The sequence below is a fragment of the Micromonospora sp. AKA38 genome, from assembly GCF_027925725.1.
GTDB lineage: Bacteria > Actinomycetota > Actinomycetes > Mycobacteriales > Micromonosporaceae > Micromonospora.
Genome location: NZ_BNEI01000003.1, coordinates 667,501 through 687,244 on the forward strand (window position 1 = coordinate 667,501; position 19,744 = coordinate 687,244).

At 73.4% G+C, this 19,744-nt stretch carries 19 protein-coding genes and 2 tRNA genes; 8 read left to right on the forward strand and 13 right to left on the reverse strand.

From position 1 onward, the window contains the following. The first annotated feature begins 256 nt into the window (after positions 1–256). Positions 257–478, forward strand: a complete 222-nt coding sequence (locus TPA0908_RS11540) for a hypothetical protein (protein WP_281937297.1) — start codon at positions 257–259, stop codon at positions 476–478. A 6-nt stretch (positions 479–484) separates the two neighbouring features. Here the strand turns inward: TPA0908_RS11540 and TPA0908_RS11545 are convergent, their stop codons facing one another. Together TPA0908_RS11545 and TPA0908_RS11550 are read right to left on the reverse strand one after the other, a co-directional pair. Then, on the reverse strand, positions 485–1,282 hold the full coding sequence (locus TPA0908_RS11545) for a carbon-nitrogen hydrolase family protein (protein ID WP_281937299.1): 798 nt from the start codon (positions 1,280–1,282) through the stop codon (positions 485–487). Between the two features lie 39 nt (positions 1,283–1,321). Beyond that, positions 1,322–2,155 carry an EamA family transporter gene (locus tag TPA0908_RS11550; RefSeq protein WP_281937301.1) on the reverse strand — a complete coding sequence of 278 codons (834 nt, stop codon included), beginning with the start codon at positions 2,153–2,155 and terminating at the stop codon, positions 1,322–1,324. A 41-nt stretch (positions 2,156–2,196) separates the two neighbouring features. On the opposite strand from TPA0908_RS11550, the gene TPA0908_RS11555 reads away from it, so the two are divergent. Next, entirely contained in the window at positions 2,197–2,820 is a 624-nt protein-coding gene (locus tag TPA0908_RS11555) for a helix-turn-helix domain-containing protein (RefSeq protein ID WP_281937304.1), read from the forward strand. Between the two features lie 24 nt (positions 2,821–2,844). On the opposite strand, the gene clpX is transcribed toward TPA0908_RS11555, so the two are convergent. The 5 genes from clpX to TPA0908_RS11580 form a co-directional block, all read right to left on the reverse strand. Next, positions 2,845–4,137, reverse strand: coding sequence for an ATP-dependent Clp protease ATP-binding subunit ClpX (gene clpX / locus TPA0908_RS11560; RefSeq protein WP_281937306.1), 1,293 nt, complete (start codon positions 4,135–4,137; stop codon positions 2,845–2,847). 226 nt (positions 4,138–4,363) lie between these two features. Then, positions 4,364–5,026, reverse strand: coding sequence for an ATP-dependent Clp protease proteolytic subunit (locus tag TPA0908_RS11565; RefSeq protein ID WP_091069591.1), 663 nt, complete (start codon positions 5,024–5,026; stop codon positions 4,364–4,366). A gap of 14 nt (positions 5,027–5,040) precedes the next feature. After that, positions 5,041–5,682, reverse strand: a complete 642-nt coding sequence (locus TPA0908_RS11570) for an ATP-dependent Clp protease proteolytic subunit (RefSeq protein ID WP_107155907.1) — start codon at positions 5,680–5,682, stop codon at positions 5,041–5,043. 174 nt (positions 5,683–5,856) lie between these two features. After that, complete coding sequence (gene tig, locus TPA0908_RS11575; protein WP_158273812.1) at positions 5,857–7,203, reverse strand: trigger factor; 1,347 nt, start codon at positions 7,201–7,203, stop codon at positions 5,857–5,859. A gap of 148 nt (positions 7,204–7,351) precedes the next feature. Then, positions 7,352–7,425: transfer RNA gene (locus TPA0908_RS11580), tRNA-Pro, on the reverse strand. A 153-nt stretch (positions 7,426–7,578) separates the two neighbouring features. Here TPA0908_RS11580 and TPA0908_RS11585 point away from each other — a divergent pair. Next, positions 7,579–7,652: transfer RNA gene (locus TPA0908_RS11585), tRNA-Gly, on the forward strand. A 7-nt stretch (positions 7,653–7,659) separates the two neighbouring features. Here TPA0908_RS11585 and TPA0908_RS11590 read toward each other — a convergent pair. After that, the gene (locus TPA0908_RS11590) at positions 7,660–8,310 is read right to left on the reverse strand and encodes an MOSC domain-containing protein (RefSeq protein ID WP_281937314.1); all 651 of its coding nucleotides are present in this window, start codon (positions 8,308–8,310) and stop codon (positions 7,660–7,662) included. A gap of 129 nt (positions 8,311–8,439) precedes the next feature. On the opposite strand from TPA0908_RS11590, the gene TPA0908_RS11595 reads away from it, so the two are divergent. The 3 genes from TPA0908_RS11595 (at position 8,440) to TPA0908_RS11605 (ending at position 14,060) form a co-directional block, all read left to right on the forward strand. Further along, positions 8,440–11,334 (forward strand): Hsp70 family protein, encoded by a 2,895-nt coding sequence (locus TPA0908_RS11595; protein ID WP_281937316.1) that lies wholly within the window; start codon positions 8,440–8,442, stop codon positions 11,332–11,334. A gap of 131 nt (positions 11,335–11,465) precedes the next feature. Further along, positions 11,466–13,571, forward strand: coding sequence for a M14 family zinc carboxypeptidase (locus TPA0908_RS11600; RefSeq protein ID WP_281937318.1), 2,106 nt, complete (start codon positions 11,466–11,468; stop codon positions 13,569–13,571). A gap of 345 nt (positions 13,572–13,916) precedes the next feature. Continuing rightward, the gene (locus tag TPA0908_RS11605; RefSeq protein WP_281937320.1) at positions 13,917–14,060 is read left to right on the forward strand and encodes a hypothetical protein; all 144 of its coding nucleotides are present in this window, start codon (positions 13,917–13,919) and stop codon (positions 14,058–14,060) included. Here TPA0908_RS11605 and TPA0908_RS11610 read toward each other — a convergent pair. Continuing rightward, on the reverse strand, positions 14,047–14,586 hold the full coding sequence (locus TPA0908_RS11610) for a hypothetical protein (RefSeq protein WP_281937322.1): 540 nt from the start codon (positions 14,584–14,586) through the stop codon (positions 14,047–14,049). The genes TPA0908_RS11605 and TPA0908_RS11610 overlap by 14 nt on opposite strands. Positions 14,587–14,686: 100 nt before the next feature. Here TPA0908_RS11610 and TPA0908_RS11615 point away from each other — a divergent pair, with 100 nt between their 5' ends. Beyond that, positions 14,687–15,907 carry a GNAT family N-acetyltransferase gene (locus TPA0908_RS11615; protein ID WP_281937324.1) on the forward strand — a complete coding sequence of 407 codons (1,221 nt, stop codon included), beginning with the start codon at positions 14,687–14,689 and terminating at the stop codon, positions 15,905–15,907. 144 nt (positions 15,908–16,051) lie between these two features. Beyond that, on the forward strand, positions 16,052–16,486 hold the full coding sequence (locus TPA0908_RS11620) for a hypothetical protein (protein ID WP_281937326.1): 435 nt from the start codon (positions 16,052–16,054) through the stop codon (positions 16,484–16,486). A gap of 37 nt (positions 16,487–16,523) precedes the next feature. On the opposite strand, the gene TPA0908_RS11625 is transcribed toward TPA0908_RS11620, so the two are convergent. The 4 genes from TPA0908_RS11625 to TPA0908_RS11640 all read right to left on the reverse strand — a co-directional run bounded on the left by TPA0908_RS11625 (position 16,524) and on the right by TPA0908_RS11640 (position 19,540). Then, entirely contained in the window at positions 16,524–16,994 is a 471-nt protein-coding gene (locus TPA0908_RS11625) for a ribose-5-phosphate isomerase (RefSeq protein WP_107155917.1), read from the reverse strand. A gap of 76 nt (positions 16,995–17,070) precedes the next feature. After that, positions 17,071–18,270, reverse strand: coding sequence for a DUF1015 family protein (locus TPA0908_RS11630; protein ID WP_281937329.1), 1,200 nt, complete (start codon positions 18,268–18,270; stop codon positions 17,071–17,073). A 128-nt stretch (positions 18,271–18,398) separates the two neighbouring features. Next, positions 18,399–18,743 (reverse strand): hypothetical protein, encoded by a 345-nt coding sequence (locus TPA0908_RS11635; protein ID WP_281937331.1) that lies wholly within the window; start codon positions 18,741–18,743, stop codon positions 18,399–18,401. Positions 18,744–18,916: 173 nt separating this feature from the next. Further along, positions 18,917–19,540 carry a mycothiol-dependent nitroreductase Rv2466c family protein gene (locus tag TPA0908_RS11640; protein ID WP_281937332.1) on the reverse strand — a complete coding sequence of 208 codons (624 nt, stop codon included), beginning with the start codon at positions 19,538–19,540 and terminating at the stop codon, positions 18,917–18,919. Positions 19,541–19,744: the final 204 nt, after the last annotated feature.

Sequence of the window (19,744 nt, forward strand, 5' to 3'; positions counted from 1 at the left end):
GCTTCGCGTTTGCAACCCCGTGTTCCCGGAGTGTTTCCGCACCGCCCGAATCCTCAGTCTGGCTCGGCGTCACCGCCACCATCCTGATGCCCGCTCTCGGCCGGTTTGCCCGGCTTCCCGCGTGCAGAGAGAAAGTTACGCGGAGGTGCTCCGGAAGGCAAATCAATGATCGTCATTATCTGTGGCGACACGGGTTCCGGGGATGGCGCTCGCGGGGAGGGTCCGGATCGGGACCCGCCGTGCCAGAGTGGTCCGCATGGCTGACCTGTCCCGGCTCCCGGCCCTCGCCGAGGAGGCTCTGCTCGGTCTCCTGCTGCCGTTCTGGCAGCTGGTCATCGGCGCGTTCGTGCTCGCCGTGCTGGTGCTGTCGGTGGGACGGCTGGTCCGCCGGGGCCCGTCCCGGATGGCCACCGCGCTGCTGGTCACCGCCGCGGCCATCGCCTGCTTCGCGGTGCTGGGTGTGCTCCTGGAGACCTGAGCCGGGTCAGAGCCGGCGGTTGGCGAGACTGGGCAGCTCGGCCCGGATGGTCCGCAGCCGCTCCAGGTCCACCTCGGCGACCGCCAGGCCCGGGCCGTCCGGAACCTGGCTCACCACCGTCCCCCACGGGTCCACCACCATGCTCCGCCCGAAACAGGTCCGGCCCGGGTCGTGGTCACCGGTCTGGCCGGCCGCCGCCACGAAGCACTGGTTCTCGATCGCCCGGGCCCGCAGCAGCACCTCCCAGTGGTCCCGCCCGGTGTGCATCATGAACGCGGCCGGCACGACCAGGAGTTCGGCGCCGCCGTCGACGGCGAGTTGCCGGTAGAGCTCCGGAAACCGCAGGTCGTAACAGATCGACAGGCCGACGCGGAGACCCTCGACGTCGACCACCACGGGCTTCTCCCCCGGAGCGACAGTGGCCGACTCCTGATAGGAGACCCGGCCGGGAATCTCCACGTCGTACAGGTGGATCTTCCGGTACGCGGCGGCGAGCGCGCCCGCACGGTCGAAGACCAGCGAGGTGTTCCAGGTGTGCGCCGGGTCCGGGCCGGCCTCGTGGAACGAGCCCGCGATCACCCAGAGGCCGAGCCGGCGGGCGGTCTCGGCGAAGAACCGGCCCACCGCGCCGTCGACCGGTTCGGCCGGCGGCATCCGGTCGGCGTGGCCGAGGTAGTCCACGTACTCCGGCAGGAGGGCCAGGTCGGCGCCGGCCGCCGCGGCCCGGACCAGCAGGGCCTCGGCGGCGGCGAGGTTCGCCGCCCGGTCGTCGCGGGCGTTGAGCTGGCAGACGGCGACGCGCATGAGGAGAGGGTACGGCTGCCGGCCGCTGGACGACAGGGCTCAGACGCTGGCCAGCACGAGCGCGGCGGCGGCGAATCCGAGCCCGGCCAGTTGCACCGGTCGTAGCCGTTCCCGATCCACGGCGAGCGCGAGCAGCACCGTGCTCGCCGGGTAGAGCGACGCGATGGCCGCCACCACACTGAGATGGCCCCGCGCGGCGGCGGCGAGGTAGAGCGCGTTCGCCGCGGAGTCGAGCAGTCCGGCCGCGGCGGCCCAGCCGAGCACCCGCCGGCCCAGCCGCAGGCGGACACCGGCGCGGGCGGCGAGCGCCAGACCGAACGCGATGGAGCTGACGCGCAGTGCCAGCACCGGCCACATGCCGGCGCGTTCGTCGGCCTGCCCGAGCAGCGCGAAGAAGATGCCGAAGAGCAGGCCGGCGGCGAGCGCGGTGCCGATGATCCGCCCCGAGACGCGGCCGGCGCCGCCGCGCTCGCCGAGGCTCACCAGAGCGATCGCCACCACGGCCAGCCCGGCGCCGCCCAGCGCGACGGTGCCCGGGGAGTCGGCGACGAGCAGGCCGGCGACGATCGGCACGATAGCGGCGGTGATCGCGGTGACCGGTGCCACGACGGCCATCACGCCGGTGGCGAGCGCGCGGTAGAGCAGCACCACGCCGGCCGCGCCGGCCACGCCGGCGAGCAGGCCCCAGGCCAGGTCGCCGGCGGTCGGTGCGCCGGGCACGACGAGCACCAGCACACCGAGCAGCGGCAGGCTGATCATCTGCGACACCACGGTCACGGCGATCGGGTCGGCGTGCCGGGAGGCCTTGCCGCCGGAGAAGTCGGCCGTGCCGAACGCGATCGCGGAGACCGCGGCGAGCACAATGGGAAGCATCCGGCAGTCGTATCACAATAGTGACCGTGAAGGATAGTATGATGACCGAAAGCGGTGGGCGGGTGGGCGCGGTGACCGCCGCGGTCGCCCGGCAGGTACGCGAACTGCGAGCCGCGCGCGGCTGGTCCTTCGAGGAACTCGCCGGCCGGTCCGGGGTCAGCAAGGGGATGCTGGTGCAGATCGAGGGCGCCCGCACCAACCCGAGCATCGGCACGCTCTGCCGGGTGGCCGACGCGTTCGGGGTCAGCATGGCCCGGTTGCTGGAGCCGGCCGAGGAGAGCACCGTCCGGATCACCCCGGCGGACCAGGCGCCGGTGCTGTGGCGCGGCGCGCACGGTGGCGTCGCCCGCCTGCTCAGCGGCCTGGGCGAGCCCGACCTGGTGGAGCTCTGGGACTGGCGGATGCGGCCCGGCGAGGCGTTGCACTCCCCCGACCACGCCCACGGCACGCGGGAGATCCTGCACGTGCTGGACGGCGCCGTCACGGTCACCGTCGACGGCGTCGACCACCGGGTGGACGCCGGCGAGACGGTGGAGTTCCACGCCGACCGGGAGCACGGCTACCGCACGGCCGGCGACGAGCCGGTGCGACTGATGATGGTGGCGGTCACCCCGTCGGGCGAGTGGGACCGCCGGACCCGTTCACGCGGACCGCGCCCGAGCTGACCCGGGCGCGGTCGCGACGGGCGGTCAGGCCGACTTCTCCTCGCGGTCCCGGCGACGCCGGCCGGTGAACTCGCGGGGCACGATCGTCGGGTTGACGTTCTCCAGGACGGCCTCGCGGGTGATCAGCACCCGGGCGGCGTCGGGGTTGCTCGGCACCTCGTACATCACGGAGAGGAGCACCTCCTCCATGATCGCCCGCAGGCCACGGGCGCCGGTGCCGCGGAGCATGGCCTGGTCGGCGATGGCCTCCAGCGCCGGCTCTTCGAACTCCAGCTCGACGCCGTCCAGCTCGAAGAGGCGCTGATATTGCCGGACGAGCGCGTTGCGCGGCTCGGTGAGGATCCGGACCAGCGCGCTGCGGTCGAGGCTGCGCACGTTGGTGATCACCGGGAGTCGGCCGATGAACTCCGGGATCAGGCCGAACTTCAGCATGTCCTCCGGCATGACCTGGCTGAAGATGTCGTCGGTCGACCGCTCCGAGACCGACCGGAGCCGGGCGCCGAAGCCGGTGCCGCCGGAGCCGGTGCGGGACTCGATGATCTGGTCGAGGCCGGCGAACGCGCCACCGCAGATGAACAGCACGTTTGTGGTGTCGATCTGGATGAACTCCTGGTGCGGGTGCTTCCGACCGCCCTGCGGCGGCACGTTGGCCACCGTGCCCTCCAGCATCTTCAGCAGGGCCTGCTGCACGCCCTCGCCGGAGACGTCGCGCGTGATCGACGGATTCTCCGACTTGCGGGCGATCTTGTCGACCTCGTCGATGTAGATGATGCCGGTCTCGGCGCGCTTGATGTCGTAGTCGGCGGCCTGGATCAGCTTGAGGAGGATGTTCTCCACGTCCTCGCCGACGTAGCCCGCCTCGGTGAGCGCGGTGGCGTCGGCGATCGCGAACGGGACGTTGAGCATCCGGGCCAGCGTCTGCGCCAGGTGGGTCTTGCCGCAACCGGTCGGGCCGAGCAGCAGGATGTTGGACTTGGCCAGCTCGACGCCGTCACTGCCGGAACCGGGCGCGCCCGCGGCCTCGGCCTGGATCCGCTTGTAGTGGTTGTAGACCGCGACGGCGAGCGCCTTCTTGGCCTGCTCCTGACCGACGACGTAGTTGTCGAGGAACTGGCAGATCTCCATCGGCTTGGGAAGCTCTTCCCACTTCACCTCGCCGGACTCGGCCAGCTCCTCCTCGATGATCTCGTTGCAGAGATCGATGCACTCGTCGCAGATGTAGACCCCGGGGCCCGCGATGAGCTTCTTGACCTGCTTCTGTGACTTGCCACAGAAGGAGCACTTCAGTAGGTCGCCGCCGTCACCGATCCGTGCCACCTACGTTCTCCCTGCACTCATCGGCCGGAGCGCCGGCCCTGACCTGCGGACGCCACCGCGCCCGTCCGTCCTGTCGTCCTGCTGTGCTGTCGGATCCCCCGATCCGACCCCGGAGCGGTACAGACCCGACGTTACCCGGTGGCCGGGTTTTCTCCGACCCCCAAAACGGGTGTGTCAGAGGTCGGCCGGGAACCGCCCCCGGCCGACCTCCGATCCCCGTTCGTGCTCAGCCCGCGGCGTGAGTCGCCAGCAGACCCTTCTTGCGGCTGGTCAGGATGGTGTCGACAAGCCCGTACTCCTTGGACTCCTCGGCCGTCATGATCTTGTCACGGTCGATGTCCTTACGGACCTGCTCGATCGGCCGGTTGCAGTGACGGGACAGCATGTCCTCCAACTGCGTCCGCATCCGCAGGATCTCCCGGGCCTGGATCTCGATGTCCGAGCCCTGGCCGTAGCCGCCCTCGGTGGCCGGCTGGTGGATGATGATCCGCGAGTTCGGCAGCGCCATGCGCTTGCCCGGCGTACCGGCCGCGAGCAACACCGCCGCCGCGCTGGCCGCCTGCCCGAGGCAGACGGTCTGGATGTCCGGCCGGACGTACTGCATGGTGTCGTAGATCGCCGTCATGGCGGTGAAGGAGCCGCCGGGCGAGTTGATGTACATGATGATGTCGCGGTCCGGGTCGGTGCCCTCAAGCGTCAGCAGCTGGGCCATCACGTCGTTGGCCGACGCGTCGTCCACCTGGACCCCGAGGAAGATGATCCGGTCCTCGAAGAGCTTGTTGTAGGGGTTGGACTCCTTCATCCCGTACGACGTGCGCTCGACGAACGACGGCAGGACGTAGCGGTTGTGCACGGCCGCGAACTGGGGCGGCAGGCTCAGGTCGGTCATCGTCAGCTCCTCGGTCAGCTCAGGGTCCCGGCGCCATCCGGAACCTGCGTGGCCCCGATGATCACCTTGTCGATGAAGCCGTAGTCCATGGCCTCCTGGGCGGTGAACCAGCGGTCGCGGTCCGAGTCCGCCTCGATCTGCGCCTGGGACTGGCCGGTGTGGTGCGCGACCCGCTCCTGGAACATCCGCTTGGTGTAGAGCATCTGCTCGGCCTGGATCGCGATGTCCGACGCGGTGCCGCCGAGGCCACCCGAGGGCTGGTGCATCATGATCCGCGCGTGCGGCAGGGCGTAGCGCTTGCCCTTGGTGCCGGCGCAGAGCAGCAGCTGACCCATCGAGGCGGCCATGCCCATGGCCACGGTCGACACGTCGTTGTCGATGTACTGCATGGTGTCGTAGATCGCCATGCCGGAGTAGACCGAGCCACCCGGCGAGTTGATCCAGAGGAAGATGTCGCGGTCCGGGTCCTCCGCGGCGAGCAGCAGCAGCTGCGCGCAGATGCGGTTGGCCACCTGGTCGTTCACCTCGCTGCCCAGGAAGATGATGCGTTCCTTGAGCAACCGGTTGTAGACCGAGTCGTCGAGGTTGCCAATGGAGTCGCCACCGCGGGCCTCGATCGCCCGGAGCGACTTCTTGGGGATGTGCATGTCGGTCATGGCAGCCCTTCGCTCTCCGTACCGTCCTGTCCGACACTAACCGCTCGCCCTACGGGCGTACTCCCGGTCGGGGCACTGTTCGCTCTCAGCGCAGTCACCCGCACGGCGTACCCCGGAAAGGGTTTCGGCCGCCGCCCGGCGCACAGCGCGGGACGACGGCCGTCGCCGGAACGATCAGTGCTGGTGGTCGTGCTCGGCCTCGTTCTGGGCCCGCAGCGCGTCGAGGGAGACCTCGTTGCCCGCCGCGTCCTTGATCTTGATCTTCTCCATCACCGCGGCGAGCGCCTTGCCCCGCCGGACGTCACCGAAGACGGCCGCGGCGGCGCCGGAGCGGGCGAGCTGGTCGTAGTACTGCTGCGGGGCCATGCCGGCGCGCTGCGCCCGGTGCACGATCTCGTGGCCGAACTCGTCGTCGGAGACCTGCACGTCCTCCGCGTCGGCGAGCGTGTCCAGCAGCAGCTGGATCTTGACGCCGTCGGTCGCCGCCTCGGTCAGCTCGGCGTCGATCTGCTCCTCGGTCTTCTCCTCCGCCGCGAGGTACTCCTCCAGGGAGGCGCCGATGCGCTCGAGCTGGTCGACCATCGCGGCCTTGCGGCTCTCGACCTCCTCCTTGACGACACCCTCCGGCGCCGGCACCTCGGCGGCGGCCACCATCTGCTCCAGCGCCTTGTCGCGGGCGGCGTAGATCTGCTCGACCTGCTTGCCGCGGGTGACCCGCTCGCGCAGGTCGGCGCGCAGCTCCTCGATGGTGTCGAACTCGCTGGCCATCTGCGCGAAGTCGTCATCGAGCTCGGGGAGCTCCTTCTCCTTCACCGTGCGGACGGTCACCGCCACCTCGGCGTCGCGGCCGGCGAAGTCACCGCCGACGAGCTGGGTGGTGAAGGTGGTGCTGTCCCCGGCAGCCAGGCCGACCAGCGCCTCGTCCAGCCCCGGCAGGAGCTGCTTGCTGCCGACCTCGTGCGAGATGTTGCTCGCCGAACCGCCGGGGACGTCCTCGCCGTCGACGGTCGCGTTCAGGTCGATCTGGACGAAGTCGCCGTCCTGGGCGGCGCGCTCCACCGTCTTCAGCGTGGCGAACCGCTCGCGCAGGCTGTTGACCTGCTCGTCGATCTCGCTGTCGGCGATCTCGATCTCGTCGACGGTCACCTCGATGGTGGCCGGGTCCGGCAGGGTGATCTCCGGACGGACGTCGACCTCGGCGGTGAAGTTGAGCGAGTCACCGTCGTTGAACTCGGTGATGTCGACCTCGGGGCGGCCGAGCGTCTTGAGGTCGTGCTCCCGGACCGCGGCGAGGATGTTCTGCGGGATGGCCTCCTGGATCGCCTCGTTGAGGACGGTCCCCCGGCCCACCCGCTGGTCGATCACGGCGCTGGGAACCTTGCCCCGGCGGAAGCCGGGAACCTGGACCTGCTGCCCGATCTCCCGGTACGCCTTCTTGAGGCTCGGCTCGAGCTCGACGAACGGCACCTCGATGGCGAGCCGCACGCGCGTCGGGCTCAGAGTCTCGACGGTGCTCTTCACAGGCGTACTCCTTGACGGATCTGGGTGTCGATTCTGGGGCGTGATTGCGCGCATCGAGTGTAGGCGAGTCGGCCTGCGGCATCGGCAGGGCCCGGGTACCGCGCGGAGAAACCGGCGGTTCCCGGGACGATCCGGTCGCGAACGACAGTCGGGGTGGCGGGATTTGAACCCACGGCCCCTCGCTCCCAAAGCGAGTGCGCTACCAAGCTGCGCCACACCCCGTGGCGACAAAGAGTGTATGCCGTCCGGGCCCTCCCGCGGGTGACCGGGGCACCACGTGCCCGCGTGGGGCGCGCGGTCCGCCGGTGGGGGATGCGCGTGCGGCCCGGAGGATTCGGTACGCTGTCGCGTGTGCCCCGTCGACGCGGGGCGCTCGCGGGCGTAGCTCAATGGTAGAGCTTCAGTCTTCCAAACTGACTACGCGGGTTCGATTCCCGTCGCCCGCTCCACCGGCGTTCAGGCGTCGATTCGTCTCCGGATCCGTTCCGCGTCCTCCGCCGGCAGCGCGTCGGCCACCAGCACCCGGGGCAGCAGGTCCGGCTCCGTCGTCACGGCCCGGAACAGGAACGCCACGGTCACCTCGTGGTCCGGCCGGTGCACGACCTCCACCGGATCGCCGGCCCGGACCGCGCCCGGCTCGACCACCCGCAGGTACGCCCCCGGCACCGCGGCCCGGGTGAACCGCCTGATCCAGCCCTGCTCGCCCAGCCAGCCCTGGAACGTGCCGCACGGGATGCGCGCGCAGGAGACCTCCAGGACCAGCTCCGCCCCGACCCGCCACCGCTCGCCGACCAGCGCGCCGTTCACGTCCACCCCGGCGGTGGTCAGGTTCTCGCCGAAGCTGCCGTTGCCCAGCGGCCGCCCCAGCTCGGCCTGCCAGCGGTCCAGATCCTCCCGGGCGTACGCGTAGACCGCCTGGTCGGTGCCGCCGTGGTGGGCCACGTCGTAGACCCGGTCGCCGGCCAGACCGACCTCGCCGGCGCCCTTCGGGCCGGGCGCGCTGACCGCGACCGGGCCGTCGACGGGTCGCTTGTCGATGCCGGTCGCCCCGAGCCCCTTCCAGGGGTTGGGTCGGGGCCGGCCCACGTTCACGGAGAGCACCTTCATGGCGGCGACGGTAGGCGCTGACCGACCGACCGGGCCACCCGATTCCGCGTACCGGGCGAGGTCCGGTGCGGCGCGGGCTGCGTACGATGCGGGGCCGGACGTGCCCTCGTCGGGTGGAGGTAGTGACGGATGTCAGGCCAGCAGGACGGTTTCGCCCTCGGCGTGGACCTCGGCACCTCGAACACGGTGGCGGTGCTGCGCCGGCCGGACGGGACCACCCGACCGCTGCTGGTGGACGGCCACCCGATCCTGCCGTCCGGCGTGTACGCCGACACCGCCGGCCACCTGCACGTCGGGCGGGACGCCCAGCGCCTGGCCCAGGCCGACCCGGCCGGCTACGAGCCGAACCCGAAGCGGCGGGTCGACGAGGAGACCGTCGAGCTGGGCGGACGGGCGTACCGGCCGGCGGAGCTGCTGGCCACGGCGCTGCGGACGGTCGCGGACGCCGCGGTGGCCGCGGTCGGTCTGCTGCCCCCGGCGGTGGTGACGCATCCGGCGGTCTGGCCGCCGGCCCGGCGGCAGGTGCTGCACGACGCGCTGGAGCTGGCCGGCTGGCCGGCTGCGGCCGAGCACACGCTCGCCGGACCGATCGCGCCCGGCACCCGCCTGCTGCGCGAGCCGGTGGCCGCGGCCCGCTACTTCACCCAGGTGCTGCGCCGGCCGGTGCCGGTGGGCGGCGCGGTGGCGGTGTTCGACTTCGGCGGCGGCACGCTCGACGTGGCCGTGCTGCGCAACGAGGGTGCCGACCCGTGGGGCGACTCCGGCTTCCACCTGGTCGCCACCGGCGGGATCGACGACCTGGGCGGCCTCGACCTGGACGCGGCCCTGCTCGGGCGGCTCGGCGAGCTGGTGGGTCCGGCCCACCCCGGGCGCTGGGCCCGGCTGACCGACCCGGCGACCACCGCCGACCGGCGCGACCGGCAGCAGCTCTGGGACAACGTGCGCGGGGCCAAGGAGATGCTCTCCCGGGTGATGGTCGCGCCGGTGGCCGTGCCGGGGGTGGAGGCGGCCGTGCCGCTGACCCGGGAGGACTTCGAGCGTCTCGCCGCGCCGCTGCTCGCCCGCGCGGTCGCCGAGACCCGGCAGGTGACCGCCGCCGCCGGGGTGCGGCCCGAGCAGCTCTCCGGCCTGTTCCTGGTCGGCGGCTCCACCCGGATCCCGCTGGTGGCCCGGCTGCTCCACGCCGAGCTGGGCATCGCGCCGACCGTGCTGGAGCAGCCGGAACTCCCGGTCGCCGAGGGGGCGCTGACCGATCTGCCGCTGCCCCGCCGGGCCGGCCGGCCCGGTGCCCGGCCGCCCGCCGGAAGCCCCGCCGCACCGGCCGGGGCCGCGGGAGCACCGGCCGCCGGCTCGTTGACGCCGGACCCGACCGTGGCCCACCCGACGCCCGGCCCGACGTCCGAGGACCGGGCGGCGACCGTCGGCGCGGCGACCACCGTCGCCGGCCCGACCGCCGGAGCGGCGACCACCGCGCCCGGCGGCCCGCACGGCACGCTGGTCGCCGACGTGGCCGGCCACACCCTTGCGGGGTACGCCGCGCCGGCGTACGCCGGGAGTGGTGCTCCCGCGACGTCGGCCGGGCAGCCCGCGCCGACGTACGCCGCGCCCGGCGTACCCCCGGGTTGGGCGCCCCCGGCGGGCGGTCCCGGCACGCCGGACGGCGCGTCCTCCGGCGGCGGCCGGCGCGGCCGGTGGCTCGCGCTGGGCGCCGCGCTCGCGGTGGTCGGCGTGACGGCGGCGACGCTGCTCTGGGTGTTCCGGGACCGGCACCCGGCGCTGGACTTCCACCCGCCGGAGCTGGTCGGGACCGTGGCCGCGGGCGACGAGCGGCCGGGTGAGATGTTCACCGCGACGCTTGCCGACCGCGCCTACCTGGCCTGGTCGCTGCCCGACGACCGGCTGAACGTGGTCGCGGTGGACGCCGCCACCGGCCGGCGGATCTGGGAGAAGCAGACCCGGGCGAGCGCCGACCGGTGGGCGGGGGTCCGGGCGCTGCCGGACGGGGTGGCCGTGGTGGCCGACGCCTCCGGCACCAGCACCCCCCGACCGTTCGCGGTGCTCGACGGCGACTCGGGCGAGCAGCGGTGGACCATGGACATCCAGGGCGACGACCAGATCTTCGTCAGCGCCGACACCGTGGTCCGGCTGGACCGCGCCGGCAACCGCCTGGTCGGGTTGCGGTTGGACAACGGCCGGCAGCGGTGGGAGCGGGCCAACCCGCGCACCGAGTACGGCGACGCCCGGACCGTGGTGGTGCCGGTCGCCACCGGGGCGGCGCTCGACGGCACGGCGTACCGGGACGGCTCGCCCCGTGCGCCCTGGTCGGGCGAGGCCGACCGGCTGGTCCAGGTGGGCGCGGACCGGTCGGTGCGGGTGGTGGCCATGGACGACGGGAAGATCCTGCGCAGCCGGGGCAACGTGGCCGACCTGGACGACCCGGTGGCCGCCCGGGACGACCGGCTGTACGTGGCGGAGAGCGACCGGGGCCTGCGGTTGGTCTCCTACGACCTCGGCAGTCTCGGCACGCCGGACGTGCGGTACGAGGCGACGGAACGGGACAGCCGGGCGCGGGCGCTGGTCACCTGTGGTGAGCACCGCGCCTGCCTGTTGGAGGTGCCGAGCGCGGGCGCCGACGACACCCGGGTGGTGGTCGTGGCGGACGGCGAGGACAGCCGGCGCTGGCCGGCCCCGGGCGCGCAGCGGCTGGTCCCGCTCGGCGACCACCTGCTGGCCGCGCGGGACTCGCCCCGGGACGCGGTGACGGTGTTCACCCCGGACGGCACGGCGGTGCTGCGCGACCGGGACGGGGTGGCGGTCCGGCTGGACGCCGGCAACCTGCTGCTCTTCGGCAAGGCGCCCAGCGGCTACGAGGACGACCAGGTCCTCGCCGGGCTGGCGGTGGACGGCAAGCCGGTCGAGATGGGCGAGGTGAAGCAGATCCGCGGCGAGTCGTGTTCCTGGACCACCGAGGTGCTGGTGTGCGGCGCGGAGAAGGAGTTCCGGCTGTACCGGTTCGCCGGCTGACCGGTGCCGCCGGTGCGCCGCCGGCCGCCGTGAACCACGGCCCGACCGGCGCGACCGAAAGTGAGCTTGACAGGCGTCGATGTCTCGACTGGTCTGGTGGGCAGTGAGATCGACGTCCGTCAGGAGGCACCTTGTTCGTCCGACGACGGTGGACCGCACTCGCCACCACCGGCATCCTGATCACCGCCGCCCTGTCCCACCCCGGTCCCGGCGTGGCCGCGCCGGCCGCACCCGCGATCACCCTCGCCCCCACCGAGACCGCCCTGGTCCGGGTGCGCCTGGCCGACGAGGCGCAACTCGCCCGCCTGGTCGCCGCCGGCGCTGACCTGGCCAACCGCCCCCGCTACCGCGACGGCCACCCGGTCGCCGACCTCGTCCTCACCGGCCGGCAGCTCGCCGACCTCACCCGGCAGGGGGCGGACGCGCTACAGGTGGTGCAGCGCGCCGACGACGGCGCCCGGCGGCTCGCCGAGAGCGCCCGCGCCGCGCAGGCCCGTACCCGCGCCGGACTGCGCGCCGCCGACGGCGCCGACACGCTCCAGTTCCTCCAGGCGTACTGGTGGACCACCGGCGGGAAGACGTTCCTCCAGGCCCAGGTGGCCACCACCGCCACCGACGACCCGGACGTGGAGATCACGGTGAGCTGGCGGACGGCGGACGGCGCCACCGGCTCCTTCCCGCTGTACCGGTTCGAGGACTCCGGCGAGTACCAGTACCACTACGCGCTGCCGCAGCCGGCGCCCGGCCGGCCGGTGCAGTTCACCGCCACCTCCAGCCTGGGTGGCACGAGCCGGCCGGTCACCCCGGCGCGCTGGCCGGACGCCACCCCGCCGCCGCAGCCGGCCGGCTACCAGAAGGACTTCATCGACGCCTACCTGACGCCCGTCGACATCAAGGCGCGGATCGCCCGGCTGGGCCGCCAGTACCGCGACCTGGTCGACGTCATCGACCTGCCGAACCGCACCCAGGGCTACCGCCGCACCGCCGCCGCGTACCTCGGCGACCCGGCCGTCGCCGCCCTGGTCGTGGAGTCGGTGCGCTTCGGCGACCAGGGCATGAACGGCGTGCAGGCGCGTACCGTCGACCCGGGTCGGGCCAGCCGGCCGCTGACCGTCCGGTACCGGGACCGGGTGCTCACGGTCTCCCTGGCCACCGACGCCGCAGGCAAGGTGACCAGCAGCACCGACGACGTCGCCGCCGCGATCAACGCGCGGCAGGGCAGCCGCTTCCGGGCCACCGTGGAGGACGGCTCGGCCGGACTGCCGATGCCGGTGGCCGGCCCGGTACGCCTCGACGACGGCCTCCAGGGCACCGAGGTGCCGACCCGTCCGTGGACCGTGCAGGCGCTGCGGATCGGCAGGCACCGGGACGGCTCCCGGGTCGGGGTGCTCGCGTACTCGCAGGAACACGCCAGGGAGTGGGCGACGCCGCTGGTCACGCTGGAGTTCGCGGAACGGCTGCTGGCCAACGCCCGCACCGACGCGGCGACCCGGCAACTGCTGGAGCAGGTCGACGTGTTCGTGATCCCGACCGTGAACCCGGACGGCGCGAACTACTCGTTCCACGACTACAACCTCCAGCGCAAGAACCTGGTCAACCACTGCACCGGCACCGCCCGCGACCCGAAGTACCGCAGCACCTGGGGCGTGGACGTCAACCGCAACTACACGGTCGGGTCGCTGTTCGACGGGTACGTGGGCGCCAGCGCCAACTGCCTGTCCGGCAACTACGCGGGCACCGCCGAGCTGTCCGAGGCGGAGAGCCGCAACGTGATCGACCTGGCCCGGGCGCATCCCAACATCAAGTTCGCGATGAACGTGCACTCCTACGGCGGCTACTTCATGTGGCCGCCCGGCGCGTACCGGGCGGACGGCCGGGTGACGCTGCCGCGGCCGTCGATCGACGAGTCGACGCTGTTCCTGGCCAGCGCGCGCCGCATCGTCGGGGCCATCGCCACCGAACGCGGCACGGTCACCTGGCCGTCGCAGACCGGCCCGGTCGCCGACGTGCTCTACTCGGCGGCCGGCAACTCGGCCGACCAGCTCTACTACGAGCTGGGCATCTTCGCCTGGGACTTCGAGGTCGGCAACGACCGCTGGAACGAGGCCACCGGGCAGTGGGAGGGCGTCGGCTTCCAGCCGCCCTTCGACGAGGCGCACGGCGAGTCCCAGGAGTACGCCGGTGGCCTGGTGGAACTGGTCCGGGTGGCCCGCGACTACGCGGCCGGGGCGCGTTGACCCGGGCGGTCCCCGGCCGGCACCTCGGCCGGGGACCGCGGTTTCCGGCCACGGCCGGGGGTAGGGCGGTCACGGCGAGCCGGGTGTCGAGGATCCCGCCGCGCGGGTCGCCTCACCGAAGGCCGACGCCGAGGAGCAGTGAGCCCTCAGCCCAACGGGCGACGGATGAACCGGGCGGCGCGGGGTAATGCGAGCGCCGTCCTGGTGGAGTGACGGCCGGCGTCGCGGCGTACCGCGACCGGGGCCCGGGCGGGCGGCGGCAGCGTCGCCCGCCCGCGGCGAGCGCCCGCGCATCCTCGTCGATCATGGAACCGGCACCGACCAGCGTGCGCTCACGTGAAACCGGTGCGCATCCTCCCTGTTCTCCTGGCCTGCGTCGCGGTCACGGCGCTCACCGCCTGCGGCGGCGAGGACACCTCGACGAACGACGCGCGGGCGGCGGCACCGAAGCCGACCGACCCGCGCGTCCCGGACGTCAGTTGCCGGTGACCCAGTTCCAGGCCGAGACCACCCACTCGGTCTGCTGGAGGTAGGCCACCCCGACGCCGGCCAGGAACAGCGCGGTGATCATGTGCGCGCCCCGCGCGCTGCGGCGCACCCGGCCGAGCTGCCGCTCCAGGATCAGCCGGCCGAGCAGCCGGGCCAGCGCGAACAGGCCGACGGCGGTGAGCAGGCTGAGCACGAACGTGAGCAGCGGGGCGACCAGGTTGCCCCGGCCGGAGATCGCCCAGATGCCCCAACAGACGAACGTGAACAGGGCGCCCGCCGCGCTCCACTCCCCGCCCCGGCGGGCCTGGGCGAGGTGCCAGCTCATCGACCGGCGGGGCGTCGAGGCGTCGGCCCAGTCGCCGGACGCCCCGTGCTCGACGGTGGGGAACTGTTCCGTCCGGGGCGTACGCGGCCGGCCGACCGCCGCCACCCCGCGCTGGAACGCGTCCCGCTGGGAGGGCACCACCCCCGGCTGGGGCGGCACCTCCACGGTGCGCTCCGCCCACGGCTGTGTCTGGTCCGCCATGCTTCGTCCTCCCCCTCGACCGACGTCCGCCTCCGCTGTCGAGGGTAGCCACCCGGCAAATAGGGTGCCGACCCCGGCGGCGATGGGGTAGACACGGGCGATGACCGACGCGGTGGTGCCCCGGGCCGACGACTTCGACGAGATCGCCGCCTTCCTGGCGCTCTGCTTCCACGGCGACACCGACCCCGAGGTGCAGGAGGTCGAGCGCCCGATCTTCGAGCCGGAACGTTCCCTGCTGATCCGCGACGGCGGGACGGCGGTCGCGCACGCCGGCGCGTTCAGCCGCGACCTGGCCGTACCGGGCGGGAGCGTGCCGGCCGCGCACGTGAGCATGGTGGCGGTCGCCCCGACGCATCGCCGTCGCGGCCTGCTCACCGGCCTGATGCGGCGGCAGTTGCGCGAGATCCGCGACGCCGGGCGGGAGCCGGTCGCGGTGCTCTGGGCCAGCGAGGGCCGCATCTATCCCCGCTTCGGCTACGGCTCGGCGGCGCAGCGGCTGATGCTGACCGCGGACACCACCGGGCTGCGGCTGCCCGCCCCGACGCCCGCCGAGGGCACGCTGCGCCTGGACCGGCCGGCCCCGCACACCGACGAGTTGGCCCGACTGTACGAGCGGGCGCGCGCCGACCGCCCCGGCTGGTCCCGACGGGACGAGCGCTGGTGGGCGTACGTGCTGTTGGACGCGAAGGGACGCCGGGGCGGCGCCACGGAGCGCCGGGTGCTGTTGCACCACGGGCCGGACGGGCTCGACGGCTATGCGCTCTACCGGACGAAGGAGGACTGGGTCGGCGACGTCCCCCGGGGCGAGGTGCAGGTCGGCGAGGTGGTGGCCGTCACCCCGGAGGCGTCGCTGGCGCTGTGGCGGCTGCTGCTCTCGGTCGACCTGACCCGGCGGCTGTCGTTCCCGACCGCCGCCGTGGACGAGCCGCTGCTGCGCCTGGTGGACGAGCCGCGCCAACTGGCCCCCCAGCTCGCCGACGCGCTCTGGGTGCGGGTGGTGGACGTGCCGGCCGCGCTCGCCGCCCGCCGGTACGCCACCGACGTGGACGTGGTGATCGAGGTCACCGACGATCTGCTGCCGGAGAACACCGGCCGGTGGCGGCTGGTCGGCGGGCCGGCCGGCGCCGAGTGCACGGCCACCACCTCGCCGGCCGGGCTGGCCTGCGACGTCCGCGCGCTCGGCGAACTTCTGCTGAGCGGCACCACGCCGGCCGCGCTGGCCGCCGCCGGCCGCGTCCGCGAACTACTCCCGAACACGTTGACCGCCGCCACCCCCGCATTCACCTGGCACCGTGCCCCGTCCCCGATGGAGAACTTCTGACCCATCCGGTCCCGCCCCTCGTCGACGATCATGAGGTTGGCGGTGCGGTGTGTCCGGATCGTCCCCGCCAACTTCATGATCGTCCGGCGTGGACGCGGACGGACGAGGCCGGTGGGCGGCGCGGTTGGGCGGTACGGTCGGGGGGTGGGTGAGGCGGAGCGGCGGCGGCGGAGACTGCGGCATCACGGCGAGGCGACCGAGCCGTCGGCGGCCGGGGAGACGAGCGCGGCCACGGCCGCGGTCGACGACGATGTCGCCCCCCGACCGCCGCGCGGCGTCAGACGCGCCGAGCCGGAATCGTCGGACGACGGCTCCAGGGCGCCGCGCGGCGTCAGACGCGCCGAGCTGGAGTCGTCGGAGCCTCGCGGGCGTCGCGGCGCCCCGTCCGCCGACGACGGCGAACGGGGGCTACGCGGTCTCGTCGGCTCGGGGTCGTCGCAGGTGAGCGTCACCGCCGCGCTGCGGGCCCGGGACGCCGCCCGCCCCAGCGAGGACGACCTCGCCGCGGCCGAGGCACGGGTGGTGCTGGTGCGCCGCAACTGGGTGCCCCGCGAGGACCTGCCGCGCGGCGGACGCTGACCACCACGCCGGGCCGCGCCGGGCCCGGCCGGACGCGTCAGGCCGGCAGCTCGGGCAGCCGGCGGCTCTGCTCGTAGTCGGCCACCTGGGCGATGCGCCGGCTGTGCCGGGGATTGCCGGAGAACGCCGTGGTCAGGAACGCCTCGACCAGGGCGGTTGCCTCGTCCAGCGTGTGCTGTCGCGCGCCGATCGCGACGACGTTGGCGTCGTTGTGCTCCCGGGACAGCTGCGCGGTGTCGATGTTCCAGGCGAGCGCCGCCCGGACGCCGGCCACCTTGTTCGCGGCGATCTGCTCGCCGTTGCCGGACCCGCCGATCACCACGCCGAGGCTGCCCGGGTCGCCGACCACCCGGTCGCCGGTGTGCAGGCAGAACGCCGGGTAGTCGTCGTCCGGGTCGAAGGCGTGCGGACCCACGTCCACCACCTCGTAGCCCTGCTTGGCCAAGTGGTTGGCCAGGTGCACCTTCAGCTCGAAACCGGCGTGGTCGGATCCCAGATAGACGCGCATACCGCGCAGTCTGACAGGCCCGCCCCCGGGCCGACGCGCGGGCGGCGACCCGGAGGCGGATTCGTCACACGGGTGCTCAGCGGGGCAGCTCGGCGACGACCAGGCCGGCCCGCGCCTTCGGGGTGAACCAGGTGCTCTTGCGCGGCATCTTCTCCCGGGCCAGGTTGACCGCGACGAAGTCGTCCACGGTCACCGGCGCCACCAGCACGGCCAGCTCGGCCCGGCCGGCGTCGACCTCACCGGTGAGCCAGCTCGCCGGGTAGTCGCCGCCCACGTACGTGATCCGCTTGTCGCCCGGGTCGAGGCCCAGCGCGTCGCGCAGCAGCAGCCGCTCGACGAGCGCGTGGTCGAGGTTCTCCAGCCGGCCGGCGCCGACGTGCGGCAGCGCCACCGCGTACCCCCGGCCGGCGAGGTGCAGGTGCACGACGCCGCCGGTGGCCGGGACGCCGACCGGGCCGGCGGCCTCGGTGACCTCGGCGCCGGCGGCGCGGAGCCGGTCGAGCAGCTCGTCCGGGGTGGTGGTCAGCTCGCTGACCAGCCGGTTGTAGGGCTGGATGGCGACCGACGCGGGCGTGGTGACCACCGCGAGGAAGCGCGGGAAGCCGCCGGTCTGCGCGGCCAGGCTGCGGTGGTTGCCGTCCGCGACCACCAGCTCGCCGCCACCGGCCAGCGCGGTCAGCTCGTCCTGCGCGGGGCCGGGGCCGACCAGCCAGATCGCGTGCGTCCGGCCGGACTGGTCGACGTCGGTCGCGGCGGGCGCGCCGGCCGTCTCGGTCGCCGCCGCGAGCGCCGCGTGCAGCTCGTCGCCGCGTCCGGTCTGAAGCAGGAGTACGGGTGAGAGCAGGTGGCCGACGGCCTCCGCCAGCGCGACGCGCTCCCGCACCTTGGCGATGAACACGTCCTCGTTGCGGATCACCAGGCCCGGCTCGTCGGCGCGGGTGGAGATCTGGTCGGTGTCGACCATGGCCCACAGCCCGTACGCGTTCTCCTCCCCCGGCGCGCTGATCCGGTAGAGCACCACCACCTGCTCGGCCGGGGTGTAGCTGCCGTCCGCCTTGGCCTCGGCGAGGCGGGACACCGCGTCCGGGAGCGCGTCGAGGAAGGACTTCCCCAGGCTGCCCGGCGCCCGGTGGGGCATCTCGATGCCCAGGGCACTGTGCGGATTCGCCTCGACGATGGCGGTGATCTCCGCGTCGTCGGCGAACTCGTCGTAGTTCTGCGCGCCGGTGCCGCCAGTGGTGATCCAGGCCCGGGCGATCGGATGCACGACCGTCATGTCCGCTGACGCTACCCGCGCCCGTTCCGACCCCGCCGCCGGACTCGCCCCCTTCCACCAGGTGAAAGGAGGGGCCCCCGATTAACGCCTGAGGTAGAGGTGGGGCCCCTTCTCAACGGCCGGGCGGCTCAGGCGACGGGGTCACGGTGGCGGCCGGGACCGACCGGTCGACGGGGTGGCGTGGACGGGCGGGAGCCGGCGTTGAGGCGTACCGTCGTCGCCCCGGCGAGGGCCGGCGGGGCGGCGGGGCCGAACCGGGTCGGGACGCGGGCGGGGCGGTCCGCCTCGGGCGGGGTGATCCGCGAGGTGGCCACCACCCGGGCCACCCCGACCACGATCGGCGGGGCCAGCAGGTCGGCCAGCCCGGCCGGCCCGGCGGGCCAGTCGCCTTCGGCCACCGACCAGTACGTCGCACCGGAATCCTCGGTCGCCGGCTGCGTCGCGTCGTCGGACAGGCGGCGGTGCTTACCCATTCAGAACGCCTCCAGGAGCTGCCGTGGTGCGGCCAGAAGCGGGCCGCCGGCTGGGACACCCGGTGAAACGAGCCCCGCACCGGCCTGGTGACGGGCGGCGCGGGGCTCGGCACGGTGTCAGTAAGGGCCCCCGCCTATACCGGAGGCGTTAAGCGGGGGCCCCTCCTTGCACCTCAGTCGAAGATGGGGTTCTGGGTACGGGTGCGCTTGAGTTCGTAGAAGCCGGGGGTGGCGCTCACCAGCAGCACGCCGTCCCAGAGCCGGCCGGCGGCCTCGCCCTTCGGCGCCGGCGTGATCACCGGGCCGAAGAACGCGACCTGACCGCCGTCCGGACCGGGCGCGTGCACCACGGGGGTGCCGACCTCGGTGCCGACCGGACGCATGCCGGCCTCGTGGCTGGCCCGCAACGCGTCGTCGTACTGCGTCGACTCGGCGGCGTCGGCGAGCGCCGGGTCCAGCCCGACCTCGGTGAGCGCGCCGACCAGCATGTCCCGGTCCAGGTCCTGCCGGCCGAGATGGATCCGGGTGCCCATGGCGGTGTAGAGCTTCGCCAGCTTCTCGGCGCCGTGCGCCTGCTCGACGGCGATGCACACCCGTACCGGACCCCAGCCCTTGCGCATGATGTCCTGGTACTCCTCGGGCAGGTCCCGGCCTTCGTTGAGCACGGACAGGCTCATCACGTGGAACCGGATGTCCACGTCCCGGACCTGCTCGACCTCGAGCAGCCAGCGGGAGGTGATCCAGGCCCACGGACAGAGCGGGTCGAACCACATGTCCGCGGTGATACGTTCGGTCACGGTATCGTCCCTTCGCGTATTCCCCCCCGCGCCGGCCTTCCGGCGCCTTCTCCTGTCGAGTCTCACCCCGCACCGCATCGACACGCACCCGAATGAGAGCCTGACCTCGGCCGCCGAATGGGGCGTCTGCATGGAAGACTCGGTTTCGGACCGCCCGTCACGAGCGGACGGGGAGGCCGGTGCCGCGGGGCGCGGCGAGACGAC

Coding starts and splice junctions, on each gene's coding strand:
- TPA0908_RS11540 (WP_281937297.1), top strand. CDS start 257: ATGGCTGACCTGTCCCGGCTCCCGGCCCTCGCCGAGGAGGCTCTGCTC.
- TPA0908_RS11545 (WP_281937299.1), bottom strand. CDS start 1,282: ATGCGCGTCGCCGTCTGCCAGCTCAACGCCCGCGACGACCGGGCGGCG.
- TPA0908_RS11550 (WP_281937301.1), bottom strand. CDS start 2,155: ATGCTTCCCATTGTGCTCGCCGCGGTCTCCGCGATCGCGTTCGGCACG.
- TPA0908_RS11555 (WP_281937304.1), top strand. CDS start 2,197: ATGACCGAAAGCGGTGGGCGGGTGGGCGCGGTGACCGCCGCGGTCGCC.
- TPA0908_RS11565 (WP_091069591.1), bottom strand. CDS start 5,026: ATGACCGACCTGAGCCTGCCGCCCCAGTTCGCGGCCGTGCACAACCGC.
- TPA0908_RS11570 (WP_107155907.1), bottom strand. CDS start 5,682: ATGACCGACATGCACATCCCCAAGAAGTCGCTCCGGGCGATCGAGGCC.
- TPA0908_RS11590 (WP_281937314.1), bottom strand. CDS start 8,310: ATGAAGGTGCTCTCCGTGAACGTGGGCCGGCCCCGACCCAACCCCTGG.
- TPA0908_RS11595 (WP_281937316.1), top strand. CDS start 8,440: ATGTCAGGCCAGCAGGACGGTTTCGCCCTCGGCGTGGACCTCGGCACC.
- TPA0908_RS11610 (WP_281937322.1), bottom strand. CDS start 14,586: ATGGCGGACCAGACACAGCCGTGGGCGGAGCGCACCGTGGAGGTGCCG.
- TPA0908_RS11615 (WP_281937324.1), top strand. CDS start 14,687: ATGACCGACGCGGTGGTGCCCCGGGCCGACGACTTCGACGAGATCGCC.
- TPA0908_RS11625 (WP_107155917.1), bottom strand. CDS start 16,994: ATGCGCGTCTATCTGGGATCCGACCACGCCGGTTTCGAGCTGAAGGTG.
- TPA0908_RS11630 (WP_281937329.1), bottom strand. CDS start 18,270: ATGACGGTCGTGCATCCGATCGCCCGGGCCTGGATCACCACTGGCGGC.
- TPA0908_RS11635 (WP_281937331.1), bottom strand. CDS start 18,743: ATGGGTAAGCACCGCCGCCTGTCCGACGACGCGACGCAGCCGGCGACC.